The 16,728-nt window shown below is 63.7% G+C and carries 14 protein-coding genes; 2 read left to right on the forward strand and 12 right to left on the reverse strand.

The window, feature by feature from the left end; genetic code table 11:
• Window positions 1–15: 15 nt before the first annotated feature.
• Genes trpC through ACLEJU_RS12265 form a run of 3 tightly spaced genes read right to left on the reverse strand, consistent with a single transcriptional unit; the run spans window position 16 to window position 2,498 of the window.
• Complete coding sequence (gene trpC / locus ACLEJU_RS12255) at window positions 16–849, reverse strand: indole-3-glycerol phosphate synthase TrpC (RefSeq protein WP_435422692.1); 834 nt, start codon at window positions 847–849, stop codon at window positions 16–18.
• A complete protein-coding gene (gene trpD, locus ACLEJU_RS12260) occupies window positions 846–1,895 on the reverse strand; it encodes an anthranilate phosphoribosyltransferase (protein ID WP_159408663.1) in 1,050 nt (349 codons plus the stop codon). The genes trpC and trpD overlap by 4 nt, the downstream gene beginning before the upstream one ends.
• A 9-nt stretch (window positions 1,896–1,904) precedes the next feature.
• A complete protein-coding gene (locus tag ACLEJU_RS12265; RefSeq protein WP_054885201.1) occupies window positions 1,905–2,498 on the reverse strand; it encodes an aminodeoxychorismate/anthranilate synthase component II in 594 nt (197 codons plus the stop codon).
• A gap of 375 nt (window positions 2,499–2,873) precedes the next feature.
• Between ACLEJU_RS12265 and estP the strand changes: the two genes are divergently transcribed.
• Window positions 2,874–4,754 carry an esterase EstP gene (gene estP / locus ACLEJU_RS12270; RefSeq protein WP_435422691.1) on the forward strand — a complete coding sequence of 627 codons (1,881 nt, stop codon included), beginning with the start codon at window positions 2,874–2,876 and terminating at the stop codon, window positions 4,752–4,754.
• 129 nt (window positions 4,755–4,883) lie between these two features.
• Here estP and trpE read toward each other — a convergent pair whose 3' ends face one another.
• The 9 genes from trpE to ACLEJU_RS12315 all read right to left on the reverse strand — a co-directional run bounded on the left by trpE (window position 4,884) and on the right by ACLEJU_RS12315 (window position 15,634).
• Window positions 4,884–6,365 (reverse strand): anthranilate synthase component I, encoded by a 1,482-nt coding sequence (trpE, locus tag ACLEJU_RS12275; protein ID WP_110639264.1) that lies wholly within the window; start codon window positions 6,363–6,365, stop codon window positions 4,884–4,886.
• Window positions 6,366–6,435: 70 nt separating this feature from the next.
• Window positions 6,436–7,254 (reverse strand): phosphoglycolate phosphatase, encoded by an 819-nt coding sequence (locus ACLEJU_RS12280; protein ID WP_435422690.1) that lies wholly within the window; start codon window positions 7,252–7,254, stop codon window positions 6,436–6,438.
• Window positions 7,251–7,925 (reverse strand): ribulose-phosphate 3-epimerase, encoded by a 675-nt coding sequence (gene rpe, locus ACLEJU_RS12285; RefSeq protein ID WP_435422689.1) that lies wholly within the window; start codon window positions 7,923–7,925, stop codon window positions 7,251–7,253. The genes ACLEJU_RS12280 and rpe overlap by 4 nt, the downstream gene beginning before the upstream one ends.
• Before the next feature lie 93 nt (window positions 7,926–8,018).
• The gene (locus ACLEJU_RS12290) at window positions 8,019–8,846 is read right to left on the reverse strand and encodes an ABC transporter permease (RefSeq protein ID WP_079226329.1); all 828 of its coding nucleotides are present in this window, start codon (window positions 8,844–8,846) and stop codon (window positions 8,019–8,021) included.
• An 11-nt stretch (window positions 8,847–8,857) separates the two neighbouring features.
• Entirely contained in the window at window positions 8,858–10,105 is a 1,248-nt protein-coding gene (locus ACLEJU_RS12295; protein ID WP_435422688.1) for an ABC transporter permease, read from the reverse strand.
• Window positions 10,106–10,266: 161 nt separating this feature from the next.
• A complete protein-coding gene (locus tag ACLEJU_RS12300) occupies window positions 10,267–11,301 on the reverse strand; it encodes an ABC transporter substrate-binding protein (RefSeq protein WP_435422687.1) in 1,035 nt (344 codons plus the stop codon).
• A gap of 40 nt (window positions 11,302–11,341) precedes the next feature.
• On the reverse strand, window positions 11,342–12,466 hold the full coding sequence (locus tag ACLEJU_RS12305) for an ABC transporter ATP-binding protein (RefSeq protein WP_159408658.1): 1,125 nt from the start codon (window positions 12,464–12,466) through the stop codon (window positions 11,342–11,344).
• 140 nt (window positions 12,467–12,606) lie between these two features.
• A complete protein-coding gene (locus ACLEJU_RS12310) occupies window positions 12,607–13,236 on the reverse strand; it encodes a response regulator (protein ID WP_159408657.1) in 630 nt (209 codons plus the stop codon).
• A 10-nt stretch (window positions 13,237–13,246) separates the two neighbouring features.
• On the reverse strand, window positions 13,247–15,634 hold the full coding sequence (locus ACLEJU_RS12315; RefSeq protein WP_435422686.1) for a PAS domain-containing sensor histidine kinase: 2,388 nt from the start codon (window positions 15,632–15,634) through the stop codon (window positions 13,247–13,249).
• Between the two features lie 95 nt (window positions 15,635–15,729).
• Here ACLEJU_RS12315 and ACLEJU_RS12320 point away from each other — a divergent pair, with 95 nt between their 5' ends.
• Entirely contained in the window at window positions 15,730–16,728 is a 999-nt protein-coding gene (locus tag ACLEJU_RS12320; RefSeq protein ID WP_435422685.1) for an alpha/beta hydrolase family protein, read from the forward strand.

Genomic DNA, 16,728 nt, shown 5'->3' on the forward strand with positions numbered 1-16,728 from the left:
CCGGCTTCGTTTCGATCAGTCCAGAGGCTGAACAGTCTTCTTCACCTGATCCGGGAAGAACAACCGCTGCAGTTCCAGCCCCGGATGCGGTGCGCGCATGAACGCCTCACCGACCAGGAACGAGTAGACCTCGTTGATCTCCATCAGCTCGACATCGGCACGGTTGAGAATACCGCTCTCGGTAATCGCCAGGCGGTCTCGTGGAATGCGTGGCAGCAGGTCAAGGGTGGTTTCCAGGCTGACCTCGAAGGTGTGCAGGTTACGGTTGTTCACCCCCACCAGCGGCGTATCGAGGGTCTTCAGAGCACGCTCCAGCTCATCGCCGTCATGCACCTCGACCAGCACGTCGAGGCCGACATCCTTGGCCACCGAAGCCAGCTCCGCCATCTTCACATCATCCAGCGCCGACACGATCAACAGCACGCAGTCAGCACCCAAGGCACGGGCCTCGACGATCTGGTACGGGTCGACCATGAAATCCTTGCGGATCACCGGCAGCGAAACAGCCGCGCGGGCCTGCTGCAGGTACTCGTCTGCGCCCTGGAAGTAATCCACATCGGTCAGCACCGACAGGCAAGTCGCACCGCCTTTCTCGTAGCTGACGGCGATGTCAGCCGGCACGAAGTTCTCGCGGATCACGCCTTTGCTTGGCGAAGCCTTCTTGATTTCGGCGATTACCGCCGGCTGCTTGCGCTTGGCCTGCTCGATCAGCGCATTGGCAAAGCCACGCGGGGCATCGGCTTCCTTGGCCAGGCGCTCCAGTTCGGCAAGGCTGACGCGCGCGCTGCGCTCGGCCACTTCCTGGAACTTGCGGGCGATGATCCTTTCCAGCACCGTCGGCACACTCATGCTTCGTTCTCCACCTTGAATACTGCAGTAAAGGCGCCCAGTTCCTGCAGTTTTTCCCAGGCCAGCCCGGTGTGCAGTACGTCGTGGGCCAGTTCCACGCCAGCCTTCAGGCTCATGGCATGGTCAGCGGCATACAGCGCCGCGCCGGCATTGAGCACGATCATTTCAGCAGCCTTCTGGCCGTTTTCTGTCTTGCGCCGGCCCAGGGCATCGCGGATCAGCTCCAGCGACGCCTGTGGGTTTTCAACCGCCAGGCCATGCAGGCTCTGGCTCTTCATGCCGAGGTCTTCGGGTTCGACCCAATACTCAGTGATCTCGTCGTTCTTCAGCTCGGCAACAAAGGTTGGCGCCGCCAGGCTGAATTCGTCCAGGCCGTCCTTCGAATGCACCACCAGCACATGCTTGCTGCCCAGGCGCTGCAGCACCTCGGCCAGTGGACGGCACAGCGCCTGGGTGAAAACGCCGACTACCTGGTGCTTCACACCGGCCGGATTCGTAAGCGGGCCAAGCATGTTGAACAGGGTACGCAGCCCCAGATCACGACGCGGGCCAGCGGCATATTTCATGGCGCTGTGATGGCTCTGGGCGAACATGAAGCCAATCCCCAGGCTATCGATGCAACGGGCGACCTGGGTCGGGGTCAGGTTCAGGTAGATGCCAGCGGCCTCCAGCAGGTCGGCACTGCCGCTCTTCCCCGATACCGCGCGGTTGCCATGCTTGGCCACGGTGCAGCCTGCGGCAGCGAGGACGAACGACGACGCGGTGGAAACGTTGAAGATATTGGCGCCATCCCCCCCCGTACCGACGATGTCGACCACGCCATCAAGGTTTTTCAGTTCGACCTTGTCGGCCAGCTCGCGCATCACCGAGACCGCACCGACGATCTCGTCGATGCTCTCGCTCTTCATGCGCATGCCCATCAGAAAGGCGCCGATCTGCGCTTCGCTGCACTGGCCGGTCATGATCTGGCGCATGACATCACGCATTTCATCGGTGCTGAGGTCCAGGTGGCCGACAATGCGGCTCAATGCACTCTTGATATCCATGATCGATCCTTAGCGGCGGCCGCCGGTCTGCTTGAGGAAGTTGGCGAACAGCTCGTGGCCCTGCTCGGTGAGAATGGACTCGGGGTGGAACTGTACCCCTTCGATGTTCAAGGTCTTGTGGCGCAGGCCCATGATCTCGTCGACCGAACCGTCTTCATGGGCAGTCCAGGCGGTGACTTCCAGGCAATCCGGCAGGGTTTCGCGCTTGACCACCAGCGAATGGTAGCGGGTCACCGTGAGCGGGTTGTTTAGTTCGGCGAACACCCCGAGATCGCGGTGGTGCACCGGGCTGGTCTTGCCGTGCATGACCTGACGGGCACGCACCACATCACCGCCAAACGCCTGGCCGATGGACTGATGACCCAGGCATACGCCGAGGATCGGCAGCTTGCCGGCAAAATGCAGGATGGCTTCGATGGACACGCCTGCTTCGCTCGGTGTGCATGGGCCTGGAGAGACGACGATGCGCTCGGGGTTGAGAGCTTCGATTTCGGCGATGGTCATTTCGTCATTGCGAATGACCTTGACCTCGGCACCCAGCTCGCCAAGGTACTGAACGACGTTGTAAGTGAATGAGTCGTAATTGTCGATCATCAGTAACATCGGGCTAAACCTCTTGAATCTACTGACTTCAAAAAACGAACCTTCCTACACCGGCTATGGGCACGGCTTTGCCACGAAGGGCGGTCGCTAAGCGGACAGGAAGGCAAACGGGGGCGGGCCGGACGGGCCGGCAGGAGATAAAGTCAGGCGCGCCAACGCCAACGGGCGTGGGCCTTGATAACGCGCATCAAGAGTTTGCTGACGATCAACACAGGATAGGTCTCGCTCATACTTGCACGCACAGTAGCCTACCGGGGCGACGGGCGCAATATGCCCGTAAACACGGGGAAACGAATGGACTTGGGAGGGATGCGCGGCAATTTGCTAAGGTCGATCGGGTTGTCCTGATAAAAACAAAGAAAAGGATGTTCTCTGATGCGAAAAGCACCGTTGTTGCGCTTTACCTTTGCCTCATTGGCCTTGGCTTGCAGCCAGGCCTTCGCAAGCCCTTCGCCCTACTCCACCCTGATCGTGTTCGGCGACAGCCTGAGCGACGCCGGGCAGTTTGGCGGCATGCGCTTCACCAACCGCGATGCCGATGGCAACTATGCCCCGGTGTCACCGATGATCCTTGGTGGGCGGCTGGGAGTCAGCCCGACTCAGCTTGGCCCTTCCACCTCGCCCCTTAACCCGGCGCTGGGGCTGCCGGATGGCAACAATTGGGCGGTCGGCGGCTACACCACCCAGCAGATCCTGGATTCGATCACCAGCACGTCCGAGACGATCATCCCGCCAGGGCGCCCCGGCGCCGGGCTGGTACTGCGAGAAAAGCCAGGCTACCTGGCCAACGGCCTGCGTGCCGACCCAAATGCCCTTTACTACCTGACCGGTGGCGGCAATGACTTTCTTCAGGGCCTGATAAACAGCCCCGCCGACGCCGTGGCCGCCGGGGGCCGCCTGGCCGCAAGCGCCCAAGCCCTACAGCAGGGGGGAGCGCGCTACATCATGGTCTGGCTGCTGCCCGACCTGGGGCAGACACCCAACTTCAGCGGTACGCCACAGCAGAACCCGCTGTCTGAGCTGTCCAGCGCGTTCAACCAGTCGTTGCTCAGCCAACTGCGGCAAGTCGATGCCGAAATCATCCCCTTGAACATACCCGTTTTGCTGAGTGAGGCTTTGGCCAGCCCTGGTCAGTTCGGCCTGGGCACCGGCCAGAATCTGGTTGGCACCTGCTACAGCGGCGAAGGGTGCGTGGAAAACCCGATATATGGCATCAACGGCCTGACGCCAGACCCGACCAAACTACTGTTCAACGACTCGGTACACCCGACCATCGCCGGGCAGCAACTGATTGCCGACTATGCCTACTCGATCATTTCCGCGCCTTGGGAACTGACCCTCTTGCCGGAGATGGCCCATGCCAGCCTGCGCGCCCATCAGGATGAACTGCGCAACCAGTGGCAGACACCCTGGCAGGCGGTCGGCCAATGGCAGGCCTTCGTCAGCACCGGCGCCCAGGACCTGGATTTCGATGACCAGCATAGTGCTGCCAGCGCTGACGGGCGCGGCTACAACCTGACCCTGGGCGGCAGTTACCGGCTCAATGATGCCTGGCGCCTGGGCCTGGCCGGCGGCGTGTACCGGCAGAAGCTGGAGGCCGGTGAGCAGGACTCGGACTACAAGCTCGACAGCTACCTGGCCAGCGCCTTCGCCCAGTTCCGTCAGGATCGCTGGTGGGCCGACGCCGCACTGAGCGCCGGCCATCTGGACTACCACGACCTCAAGCGCACCTTCGCGCTTGGCGTAAACGACCGCAGCGAGAAGGGCGACACCGATGGCGAGGCCTGGGCCGTGACTGCCCGGCTGGGCTACAACCTGGCGGCCGACAACAGCCGTTGGCAACTGGCACCGTTCATCAGTGCTGATTATGCGCGGGTGAAGGTCGATGGCTATGACGAGAAAAGCGGGCGCTCGACAGCACTGGGCTTCGATGACCAAGAGCGGAGTTCACGGCGCCTGGGCGTTGGACTGCTAGGCAGCGTGCAGGTATTGCCGAGTACCCGGCTGTTTGCCGAGGTGGCCCAGGAGCATGAATTCGAGGATGACCAGCAGGACGTGACGATGCACCTGACGACATTGCCGGCGAATGACTTCACGTTGACCGGGTATACACCGCACAGTGACCTGACTCGGGCGAGCCTGGGGGTGAGCCATGAGCTTGTGACGGGGGTGCACCTGCGCGGGAACTACAATTGGCGCAAGAGTGATGAGTTGACTCAGCAAGGCGTGAGCCTTGGAGTCAGCGTGGACTTCTAAATCCTTGGGGCCGCTTTGCGCCCCTTCGCAGGCGAGCCCGCTCCCACAGGATTTGCGCAAGCCTTGAGGCATATGCAATCACTGTGGGCGGGCTTGCCCGCAAAGGGCTGCAAGGCAGCCCCAATCGATTTACTTGGCGGTAGTCTGTTCAGCCAGCGCCACGGCACGGAACATTGCCCGGCGCTTGTTGATGGTCTCTTCCCACTCCAGCGCCGGTACCGAGTCGGCAACGATGCCGCCACCGGCCTGCACGTGCAGTTCGCCGTCCTTGATGACCGCAGTACGGATGGCAATCGCGGTATCCATGTTGCCGTTCCAGGCAAAGTAACCGACCGCACCACCGTAAACGCCACGCTTGACCGGCTCGAGCTCGTCGATGATCTCCATCGCGCGGATCTTCGGCGCGCCCGACAAGGTGCCCGCCGGCAGGATTGCCCGCAGCGCATCCATCGCGGTCAGGCCCTCACGCAGCTGGCCGGTCACGTTGGACACAATGTGCATCACGTTCGAGTAGCGCTCGATCACCATCTTCTCGGTCAGGCGCACGCTACCGGTCGAGGACACCCGGCCCACATCGTTGCGGCCCAGGTCGATCAGCATCAGGTGCTCGGCGATCTCTTTGTCGTCCGACAGCAGGTCGTCTTCCAGCGCACGGTCGGCCTCCTCGGTAGCCCCTCGCGGGCGGGTACCGGCAATCGGGCGCACAGTGACCAGGTTGTCTTCCACCCGCACCAGCACTTCCGGCGAGCTGCCGACCACATGGAAGTCGCCGAAGTTGAAGAAGTACATGTACGGCGTCGGGTTGAAGCAGCGCAGCGCGCGGTACAGGTCGATGGGTGCAGCCTTGAAGTCGATCGACATACGCTGCGACGGCACGACCTGCATGCAGTCGCCCGCCAGGATGTATTCCTTGATACGGCCGACCGCGTTCTCGTAGTCGTCACGGGTGTAGCTGGAACGGAATTCCGGCTCGGCAGCCATCGGCCCGCTCAGGTCCAGGCCACGGCGAGGGGTGATGGGCTGGCGCAGTTTCTCCAGCAAGCCTTGCAGGCGTGCCTGGCCTTGCTCGAAGGCCTGCTCTTCAGCCGGATCGACCAGCACGATGGCGTGCATCTTGCCCGCCAGGTTGTCGAATACCACCACCGCGTCGGAAACCATCAGCAGGATATCCGGTACACCCAGCGGGTCCGGGTTGGGGCTGGCGCCCAGGCGCTTCTCGACATAGCGCACACAGTCATAGCCGAAGTAGCCAACCAGGCCACCGTTGAAGCGCGGGAGGCCAGGGATGTCGGCGACCTTGTAGCGGTCCTTGAAGCTTTCGACGAAGGCCAGTGGGTCCTCGACGTCGTGGCTTTCCACTTCCACGCCATCCTGCAGGATGCTCACGTGGTAGCCATGCACGCGCATCACGGTACGCGACGGGAGGCCGATCATCGAGTAACGGCCCCACTTCTCGCCGCCCTGCACGGACTCGAGCAGGTAGGAGTTGGCTTGGTCGGCGAGCTTCAGGTAGATCGACAGCGGCGTGTCGAAGTCGGCCAGGGTTTCACAGGCCAAAGGGATGCGGTTGTAGCCGGTAGCGGCCAGGCGCAGAAATTCTTCGCGGGTCATGGGTAGCCTCGTGGCAAGCAGCAATGGGGTCGGGCAAGCGGACGGGCCGGCAGGCGCCGGCGGGCATAAGTCAGGCGCGCCAGCGCCAACGGGCCAGGGCCTTGATGACTTTCATCCAGAATTTGCCAGTGACCGCCACGGTGGACTCTCTGTCTTGGGAGGCTTGAAGGTCCGCCAACGTTATCCCAGTGGCCGGGTCTGCGCAACCGGGCAGCAGTGCGCGCAGGTCGTCGACCACCAGGCTGGGGGACTCCTCGGTGATCGGCCGGCCATGGTTATAGCCATAGGTAAGGCCCACGCATTGCACGCCGGCCGCCTTGGCCGCCAGCACATCGCTGCGCGAGTCGCCGACGAACAGCGACTGCTGCGGGCTGACACCGGCCATCTGCATGACGAACAGCAGCGCTGCCGGGTCGGGCTTTTTCTGCGGCAAGGTATCGCCGCCGATGATCCAGCGGAAGTAGCGGCCGATCTTCATCTGGTCGAGCAATGGCGCGACGAAACGCTCCGGCTTGTTGGTGATCAGCGCCATTTCAACGCCCTGTTTCTGCAGCCAGCGCAGGGTGTCCTTCACCCCGGGGTAGAGCACGGTGAGCGCGTGGCTTTCGGCATAGGCGTCCATGAACAGCGCCAGGCCCTTTTCCGCCAGTGCATCGTCCACGGCATCATGCTCGATGCCACTGGCCAGGGCGCGGCGTACCAGCACCTGGGCGCCATTGCCAACCCAGTGGCGCACGGCCTCAAGGCCGGCGGGCGGGCGCCCCAGTTCGAGCAGCATGCGGTCCACGGCGGCAGCCAGGTCGGGTACCGAGTCGATCAGGGTACCGTCCAGATCGAACATCACCAGCCTGGGCAGCGTCCCCGGGAACAGCTGCTCGAAGCCACTCATGGGCGGGCCTGGGCCAGTTCGGCGCGCATCTTGGCGATGACTTCCTGGTAGTCCGGGGCGTTGAAGATTGCCGAGCCGGCCACGAAGGTGTCAGCGCCAGCGGCGGCGATTTCGCGGATGTTATTGACGTTGACGCCGCCGTCGATCTCCAGGCGAATATCGCGGCCGCTGGCGTCGATCAGCGCGCGGGCTTCACGCAGCTTGTCGAGAGTACCGGGGATGAACTTCTGCCCGCCGAAGCCTGGGTTGACGCTCATCAGCAGGACCATGTCGACCTTGTCCATCACGTACTTCAGGGCCTCCAGGCTGGTGGCCGGGTTGAACACCAGGCCGGCCTTGCAGCCGCCGTCCTTGATCAGTTGCAGCGAACGGTCGATGTGCTGCGAGGCTTCCGGGTGGAAGGTGATGTAGGTGGCGCCGGCCTCGATGAAGTCGCCGATGATGCGGTCGACCGGGCTGACCATCAGGTGCACGTCGATCGGCGCGGTCACGCCGTACTTGCGCAGTGCGGTGCAAACCATCGGGCCGATGGTCAGGTTGGGTACGTAGTGGTTGTCCATGACATCGAAGTGGACGATGTCGGCACCCGCGGCCAGCACCTTGTCGACGTCCTCGCCCAGACGGGCGAAATCGGCAGAGAGAATGGAGGGGGCAATAGCGTAGGGCTGCATGGCGCACCTGTTGGCAGAATCACGGTGGCGCGCATTGTAACTCAGGGAAGCGGATCGGGGCTGATTGGTATCAACCCCGAGCACACCCTTGCTTCAGGCAGGTTGCTGGGTACGCAGCTTCTCGCTACGCCCACGCAACCACTCCAGGGTCAGCAACAAGACCACCGAGAAGGCAATCAACAGCGTCGCCGCCGCCGCAATGGTCGGGCTGAGGTTCTCGCGAATGCCGCTGAACATCTGCCGCGGCAGGGTTGCCTGCTCGGGGCCGGCGAGGAACAGCGTCACCACCACTTCGTCGAACGACGTGGCAAAGGCGAACAGCGCCCCCGAAATCACCCCGGGGGCAATCAGCGGCAAGGTCACCCGACGGAAGGTCAGCAACGGTGAGGCGCCGAGGCTGGCCGCCGCACGTACCAGGTTGTAGTTGAAGCCCTGCAAGGTCGCCGACACGGTGATGATCACGAACGGCACACCCAGCACCGCGTGCACCAGGATCAGCGAGATGAAGCTGTTGCCCAGGCCCAGCGGGGCGAAGAACAGGTAGCTGGCCACACCGATGATCACCACCGGCACCACCATCGGCGAAATCACCAGCGCCATCACCAGCGACTTGCCCGGGAAATCACCACGGGTCAGGCCGATCGACGCCAGGGTGCCAAATACCATGGCCAGTACCGTGGCCGCTGGCGCGACGATGATGCTGTTCTTCAGCGCCCGCATCCACTCGGCCGAGGCGAAGAAGTCGTGGTACCACTGCAGCGAAAAGCCCTGCAGCGGGTACACCAGGAAGCTGCCGCTGTTGAACGACAGGGGCACGATCACCAGCACCGGCAGCACCAGGAACAACAGGATCAGGCCGCAAAGGATGCGCAGGGTGTAGAACCACACCCGTTCGACGGGCGACATGTAGGGGCTCAGCATCTCAAGGCTCCTCAGCTCAGGCGCAGGCGGCTGGCGCCGACCAGCCAGCTATAGATCAGGTACAGCAGCACGGTCGCCAGCAGCAACAGCCCGCCCAGCGCGGTGGCCATGCCCCAGTTGATGCTGGTGTTGGTGTAGAAGGCGACGAAGTAGCTGACCATCTGGTCGTTCGGGCTGCCGAGCAGTGCCGGGGTGATGTAGTAGCCGATGGCCAGGATGAACACCAGCAGGCAACCGGCACCCACACCGGCGTAGGTCTGCGGGAAGTACACCCGCCAGAAGCTGGCGAACGGGTGGCAGCCCAGCGAAATCGCCGCACGCATGTAGCTCGGCGAAATACCCTTCATCACGCTGTACAGCGGCAGGATCATGAACGGCAGCAGGATATGCACCATCGAGATGTACACGCCGGTGCGGTTGAACACCAGTTCCAGCGGCTGGTCGATGATGCCCATCGCCATCAGCGCGCTGTTGATCAAACCGCCAGACTGCAGCAGCACGATCCATGCGGCCACCCGCACCAGGATCGAGGTCCAGAACGGCAGCAGCACCAGGATCATCAGCAGGTTGCTCTGCCGGGTCGGCAGGTTGGCCAGCAGGTAGGCCAACGGATAGGCCAGCACCAGGCAGATGGCGGTGATCACCACACCCATCCACAGGGTGCGGGCAAAGATATCCAGGTAGATGGCCTGGTCGGGGGTGGCCTTGGCCAGCTCGCCGAGGTCATCGATACGGTGGTCGAGCGAAGCCAGCAGGTAGAACGAGGTCACCGAACTGGTATTGCGGCGAATCGCCTGCCAGTAGGCCGGGTCGCCCCAACGCTCGTCGAGTGCCTGCAAGGCATCCTTATAAGAGGCAGGCTCGGCCTTGAACGGCAGCGCCCGTGCAGTCTTGGCCAGCAGGCTGCGGTAGCCGGCCAGCTCCATGTTCAGGCGCTTGGAGAGATCGCCCAGGGTCTGGTTCTTGCGCGATTCGGCCAAGTCCTGGCTCAACGCCTTGTAGACGTCTTCACCAGGCAGGCTCTTGCCATCCCACTGGCTGATCACCTCGACCGTGCGCGGCAGGCCGCTGACCACTTCCGGGTTGCCGACGCTCTTGTACAGCAGCGCCGCGATCGGCACCAGGAACACCAGCAGGAGAAACAGCGCCAGCGGCGCGATCAACGCCTGCGCCTTCCAGCGGTTGACCCGCTCGGCATGCTTGAGGCGCTGCTTGAGACTTGGACCTGCGCCTTCGTTGAGGGGCACTGCAATGGCCATGGCGAACTCCGCGATACAGGCTGAAATTGGGGCTGCTCTGCAGCCCATCGCCGGCAAGCCCGGCTCCCACAGGTACTGCACTGGCTCCGGGAATCGTGCGATCCCTGTGGGAGCCGGCTTGCCGGCGATGGGCCGCAGAGCGGCCCCCGCTTCCCGGGTTGTTACTTCTTCGCCGCCCAGGCGTTGAAGCGTTGCTCCAGCTGCTCGCTGTTGTCGGCCCAGAACGCCACGTCGATCTGTACCTGGTTGGCGATGTTCTCAGGCGTGGTCGGCATGTCTTTCTTCACCGCATCGGCCAGCAGCGGTACGGCCTTGGAGTTGGCCGGGCCGTAAGCGATGTTCTCGGAGTAGGTCTTCTGCTGCTCTGGCTGCACGGTGTAGGCGATGAACTTCTTCGCCTCTTCCACATCCTTGGCGCCTTTCGGGATCGCCCAGGCGTCGAAGTCGTAGATGCCGCCGTTCCACACTACCTTGAGGTTGCTCTCTTTCTGCACGGCAGCGATGCGGCCGTTGTAGGCCGAGCTCATGACCACGTCACCCGAGGCCAGGTACTGTGGCGGCTGGGCGCCGGCTTCCCACCACTGGATGCTCGGCTTGAGCTCGTCGAGCTTCTTGAAGGCGCGGTCCACGCCCTCCTTGGTGCCCAGCACCTGATACACGTCCTTCGGCGAAACACCGTCGGCCATCAAGGCGAACTCGAGGGTGTACTTGGCGCCCTTGCGCAGGCCACGCTTGCCCGGGAATTTCTTGGTGTCCCAGAAGTCGGCCCAGCTGGTGGGGGCGGTCTTGAGCTTGTCGGCGTTGTAGGCCAGCACCGTGGACCAGACGAAGAAGCCCACGCCGCAAGGCTGGATGGCCCCCTTCACATAATCGGACTCGTTGCCGAACAGGGCTGGGTCGAGCTCCTCGAACATGCCTTCATCGCAACCACGAGCCAGCTCTGGCGACTCCACCTCCACCAGGTTCCACGACACGCTGTTGGTATCGACCATGGCTTTGACCTTGGCCATTTCACCGTTGTACTCACCTGCGACGATCTTGCCCTTGCCGGCCTTCTCCCATGGCTCGTAGAACGCCTTGACCTGGGCCGCCTTGTTGGCACCGCCGAAGGAGACCACGGTCAGGTCCGCCGCCATGCTCTGGCCGGCGGCGCACAGGCCGAGGGCCAGGGCGGTCAGTTTCAACTGCTTGCGCATTATTATTCTCTCCACAGTACAGGGTTGGTGAAGCAATCCATCAGTGGGCTTCGGCAATCGGATCGAGCGCGCGGGCGTGCTCCACCTCCCAGCCCAGCGGTACCACATCGCCCACGGCCAGCGCCGGGTCGAGCTCGGCGATCGGCTGCTTCACGAAGAAGTCGGCCTTGCCGCAGACTTCCAGGCGCACCCGTACGTGGTCGCCCAGATAGATGAACTCGGCCACGCGGCCGGAGAAGCGGTTGACGCAGCTTTCGCTATGGCCGTTGAGGCGCACGCGCTCGGGGCGCACCGACAGGGTCACTGGCTCGCCAGCCTGGCCGACGTTCACCGCCAGTGCCTCGACCCGCTCGCCGCGGGCCAGCTGCACCTGGCAACGTTTGCCATCGCTGGCCAGCAGGGTGCCGTTGATGCGGTTGTTCTCGCCGATGAAGTTGGCGACGAAGGTGTTGCAGGGTTCTTCATAGAGGGTGCGCGGGTCGGCGATCTGCTGGATCTCGCCCTGGTGAAACACCGCCACGCGGTCGGACATGGTCAGCGCCTCACCCTGGTCGTGGGTCACGTAGACCACGGTCACGCCCAGGCGCTGGTGAATGTGCTTGATCTCCATCTGCATGTGTTCACGCAGCTGCTTGTCAAGGGCGCCCAGCGGTTCGTCCATCAGCACCAGCTGAGGTTCGAACACCAGCGCCCGGGCCAGCGCCACACGCTGCTGCTGGCCACCGGAAAGCTGGCCGGGGTAGCGCTTGGCGAAGGCATCGAGCTGGACCATGTTCAGCACCCGCTTGACCCGCTCGCTGATGTCGGTCTTGCTCAGGCCGCGTACGGTCAGCGGGAAGGCCAGGTTCTCGGCCACGGTCATGTGCGGGAACAGCGCGTAGTTCTGGAACACCATGCCGATGTCGCGCTTGTGCGGCGGCACGTTGTTGATCGAACGCCCGGCCAGCTGGATCTCACCGGCGGTAGGAGTTTCGAAACCGGCCAGCATCATCAGGCTGGTGGTCTTGCCCGAGCCGGAGGGGCCGAGCAGGGTGAGGAATTCACCCTTGCGAATGTCCAGGTTGAGGTCTTTGACGATCAGCGATTCGCCGTCGTAGCTCTTCTGCACACCACGGAAGCTGACCAGCGTCTCGCCGGTGGCAGCGTTCGAATTCGCCTCGCTCATGCCTGCACCTTCTTGTTGGAATGACTGCGTAGGCAAAAGAGTAGAAGAGCCGCAAGCGCCCGGAAATCGGCGGTACTGAGAGAATGCCATCATCCCGATGGAAGATTTGCTGTAGGGCGATCCCTACAAGGATGTCGCAATCAGACCAGCTTGTGCTCCATGGCGTACTTCACCAGTTCCGCCAGCGAATTGACCTTGAGCTTCTGCATCAGCCTGGCCTTGTGGGTGCTGATGGTCTTGCTCGACAGTGCCAGCTGCTGGGCGATGTCGTTGACGTTGGCGCCCTGGGCCAGGCGCTCGAACACCGAGAACTCGCGCTCCGACAACAGCGTGTGCAGTGGCCGGGTCTCGGTCAGGCCCACCTCGAAGACCATGCGGTCGGCCAGTGCCGGGTCGATATAGCGCCCACCGCCTGCCACCCGGCGAATCGCCGTGAGCAGCAGGGCCGGGTCGCTGTCCTTGGTCGCATAGCCCGCAGCGCCGGCTTTCAGGGCGCGGGCCGCCATCTGCGCCTCGTCGTGCATCGACAGCATCAGGATCGCCGGGGCATCGTTCAGCGCGCGGATACGCGGGATCGCCTCCAGTCCATTCACTCCCGGCATGGAGATATCCAGCAACACCACCTCGCAAGGTGTGTGGCGCAGGGTCTCGAGCAATTGCTCGCCATTCCCGGCCTCCCCCGCCACCTGCATGTCCTTGGCCAGGCCGATCAACTGCTTGATGCCTTCGCGGACAATGGTGTGGTCTTCGGCCACCAGCACTCGAATCACGCTCGCTCTCCTACTCCAAGGGAATGGCCACGCTCAGGCTGGTGCCCTCGCCTGGTTCACTGTCCAGCGCCATGCTGCCACCGAGCATCAGCACCCGCTCACGCACGCCGACCAGGCCGAACGACGTGGGCCTGGGCTGGTCCCGGCAGAACCCGGTGCCATCGTCACTGACGGTCATGCGCAGTTGCCCGTCCTCACGCACCAGTTCGATCTCCACGCTGTGTGCCTGCGCATGGCGCATGACGTTGGTCAACGCCTCCTGCAGGATGCGGAACAGGCCGGTGGCCTTGGCATCGCTCAATGCTGGCAGATTATCCGGTACCTGTACCAGACAAGGTATCTGCGTGCGCGCTTCGAAGCGCCGCGCCTGCCATTCGATGGCCGAGGCTATACCTGCGTCGAGGATCGGTGGACGCAGCGCGGTGGCGACGTCGCGCACCAGCTGGAACAGCTGGGCGATCAGGCGCTTCATGCTGCCCAGGCGCTCGTGCAGGCCAGGATCCAGTTCGGCAAAGGCCAGCTCGCACATCGACACTTCCAGCTTGAGCACGGTCAGCATCTGCCCCAGTTCATCGTGTACTTCACGGGCGATGCGGGCCTTTTCTTCTTCGCGCACGCTCTCCAGGTGCGCCGACAGTTCGCGCAGCTGCTCTTGCGACTGGGCCAGCGCCAGTTCGGCGCGCTTGCCTTGGGTGATATCCCAGACGATACCGTCCCAAGCCACCCGGCCATTGGGCAAGCGCCGGGCACTGGCCTTGATGTCGGCCCAGCGCTGCTCGCCCTGGCGGGTGAGGATACGCCCCTGCCATGACCAGTCCTGATCGCTGGCAATGGCCAGATCCTGGACTTGGTGATAGTCGGCCCGATCGTCTGGGTGAACGAGATTGCGTAAACCCATCAGCGGGTGCTGGATCTGCGCCGGCGTGTAGCCGACCAATGCCTCGCTGCCCTCGCTGATGTAGGGAAATTCCGGCTCACCCTCGGCAGGTGCCGGCTCAAGGCGGAACACCAGGCCCGGCACGTTGCCGGCGATGCCCTTGAGCCGCGCCTCGCTTTCGCGCAAGGCCGCCAGGGCGCGATGGCGCTCGGTGACATCGGCGAGGTACACCACCAGGTATTCGGCATCACGAAAGCGCAGGAAACTGAGCGACAGTTCCACCGGGAGCAAGCTGCCATCGGCGCGCCGGCACTGGGTTTCGAATTGCCGGGCACCGCCATCGCCGGCACGGGCACCCTTCCACAGTTCGAGCCAGCGGTCCATGGTCAGGTTCGGCTCGAAGTCGATCAGCGGGCGCTCCAGCAGCTCGGCTTCGGCATAGCCGAGCATGTGCTCCACCGCATGGTTGGCGTAGCGTACATGGCTGTCCCAGTTCACCCAGAGAATGCCCACCGTGCTCTGATCGATGGCGAACTGGCTCAGGCGCAGCGCCTCTTCGCGCCCCTGCCGCTCGGTCAGGCTTTCCCGCGTGGCCAGCAGGCTGCGTTCCAGCTGGCGCTGCTGCCGACGCTGCCACACCAGCGTGGCCAGAGCGCACAGCAGCAACATGCCGAACAGCAAGGCCAGGTTCTGCCAGAAGCCAGGCGACTCGCTCAAGCGCGGGTATTTGGGCTGCAACCAACGCTGGTGAAGTTGCTCCAGCTCCTTGGCCGGCATGGCCTGCAGCCCGCGTTCGAGCACATCGGCAAGCACCGGCCAGTCGCGTCGCGAACCCACCCGTAGCAATTGCGGCAAGCCGATATCACCCACCACTACCAGCTCGGCGAACTCACTTTCCCGCGACAGCCGACTCAGCTGTGCCTCATCGAGCACGGCGTAGCTGGCCTGGCCACCGACCACCAGTTGCAAAGCCTCGCGCTCGCTGGGCACGCCCTGCAGATTGAGGCCGCTGTAATTGCCGCGCAGATAGTCGGCAAGGACGCTGGGCATGCGCACTGCGACGCGGGTTTCGGCATCGAGCTTTTCCAGCTCCACCGCCATCGCCCCGGTACGCGGCCCCACCACCAGCTGCGGGACCCGCATGTAAGGGTCGCTGAACAGCCACAGGCGCAGGCTGGCGGGTGTTTGCGTCAGTCCCGGGGCGAAATCGATCTCCCCCGCCTGCAAGGCATGCTCGAGGCTGGCCTGGTCGGCGAAGTTGCGCCAGGTCAGGTCCAGGCTCAGCGCTTGCCCCAGCCAGTTCACCAACTCGACGTTGGCACCGTAAAGCTGCTGCAGGCGGCGGTCGAACTGTGCGTAGGGCGCTTGCAGCACCAAGCCGACACGCAGGCTGCGATGGCTATCGAGCCATTGCTGCTGGGCAGGCTCCAGCGTCACCATTGGTGGCACCTCCGGCCGTGCCAAGGCGATCAAGGGCAGGCACAAACAGCCGATAACCAACAGGCGACGCAATCGCTTCATCTACACGCTCGTCTTGGCAAGGGCGGCCATGCAGCATGGCCGCCGCGGGCAAATACTATTAGGCTGCCGGTATCATTCTGGCCTTGGGTTGATTCATGTCCACACTTTATCGCACGACGCTGGCAATGTGCTGCCTGGCCTCGCTCCTACCACTCGGCGCCCTGGCCGCTGACGCCGCCAAGCCGGAGGCTGCAGCCGAGGCGCCTGCCGCCCCGGCGCCACGCCCGCCCCTGCTGGAGCGTAGCCAGGAAGACGCGCAAGCCCTGGAGCGCTTGGCACCAAAAGCCGAACAACAGACCCTGCAGGCCGGCGCGGACAGCTTCCTGGCCCTGTGGAAGCCGGCCAACGACAGTGATCCGCAGGGTGCCGTGATCATCGTCCCGGGCGCTGGCGAGAATGCCGACTGGCCCAACACAGTCGGCCCGTTACGGCGCAAGTTCCCGGATATCGGCTGGCACAGCCTGAGCGTGAGCCTGCCCGACCTGCTCGCCGACGCCCCGCAAGCGCGGGTAGAGGACAAGCCGGCGCCAGCGCCTGAGAAGAAAGCGGGCGAAAGCGCACCGGCCAAGGACACACCCGCCGACGCCAACGCCAACATCGCCCAGGCCACCGCCGCCGACACCGATACCGCGGAAAGTACCGACGCCGAGCAAGCCAGCGATCAGAACGACGTGGCCGACGCCGATCGCATCTTCGCTCGCCTGGATGCTGCCGTGGCCTATGCCCAACAGCACAACTCACGCAGCATCGTGCTCATCGGCCACGGCAGCGGCGCCTATTGGGCAGCGCGCTACCTGAGCGAAAAGCAACCGCCGCAGGTACAGAAGCTGGTGATGGTTGCCGCACAGACGCCGGCCCGGGTCGAGCACGACCTGGAAAGCCTGACGCCCACCCTCAAGGTGCCCACGGCCGACCTCTACTACGCCACCCGTACCGGGGACCGCAATGCGGCGGCGCAGCGCTTGCAGGCCAGCAAGCGGCAAAAGGACAGCCAGTACAAGCAGCTGTCATTGATTGCCATGCCGGCCAACAAAGACGGAGAACAGGAGCAGCTGTTCCGCAGGGTTCGGGGCTGGATGAGCCCTCAACAGTAG

It is taken from the genome of Pseudomonas sp. SMN11, assembly GCF_052041945.1.
GTDB lineage: Bacteria > Pseudomonadota > Gammaproteobacteria > Pseudomonadales > Pseudomonadaceae > Aquipseudomonas.

Coding starts and splice junctions, on each gene's coding strand:
- ACLEJU_RS12280 (WP_435422690.1), bottom strand. CDS start 7,254: ATGAGTGGCTTCGAGCAGCTGTTCCCGGGGACGCTGCCCAGGCTGGTG.
- ACLEJU_RS12295 (WP_435422688.1), bottom strand. CDS start 10,105: ATGGCCATTGCAGTGCCCCTCAACGAAGGCGCAGGTCCAAGTCTCAAG.
- ACLEJU_RS12320 (WP_435422685.1), top strand. CDS start 15,730: ATGTCCACACTTTATCGCACGACGCTGGCAATGTGCTGCCTGGCCTCG.
- ACLEJU_RS12315 (WP_435422686.1), bottom strand. CDS start 15,634: ATGAAGCGATTGCGTCGCCTGTTGGTTATCGGCTGTTTGTGCCTGCCC.
- rpe (WP_435422689.1), bottom strand. CDS start 7,925: ATGCAGCCCTACGCTATTGCCCCCTCCATTCTCTCTGCCGATTTCGCC.
- ACLEJU_RS12265 (WP_054885201.1), bottom strand. CDS start 2,498: ATGTTACTGATGATCGACAATTACGACTCATTCACTTACAACGTCGTT.
- estP (WP_435422691.1), top strand. CDS start 2,874: ATGCGAAAAGCACCGTTGTTGCGCTTTACCTTTGCCTCATTGGCCTTG.
- ACLEJU_RS12290 (WP_079226329.1), bottom strand. CDS start 8,846: ATGCTGAGCCCCTACATGTCGCCCGTCGAACGGGTGTGGTTCTACACC.
- ACLEJU_RS12300 (WP_435422687.1), bottom strand. CDS start 11,301: ATGCGCAAGCAGTTGAAACTGACCGCCCTGGCCCTCGGCCTGTGCGCC.
- trpE (WP_110639264.1), bottom strand. CDS start 6,365: ATGACCCGCGAAGAATTTCTGCGCCTGGCCGCTACCGGCTACAACCGC.
- ACLEJU_RS12305 (WP_159408658.1), bottom strand. CDS start 12,466: ATGAGCGAGGCGAATTCGAACGCTGCCACCGGCGAGACGCTGGTCAGC.
- trpD (WP_159408663.1), bottom strand. CDS start 1,895: ATGGATATCAAGAGTGCATTGAGCCGCATTGTCGGCCACCTGGACCTC.
- trpC (WP_435422692.1), bottom strand. CDS start 849: ATGAGTGTGCCGACGGTGCTGGAAAGGATCATCGCCCGCAAGTTCCAG.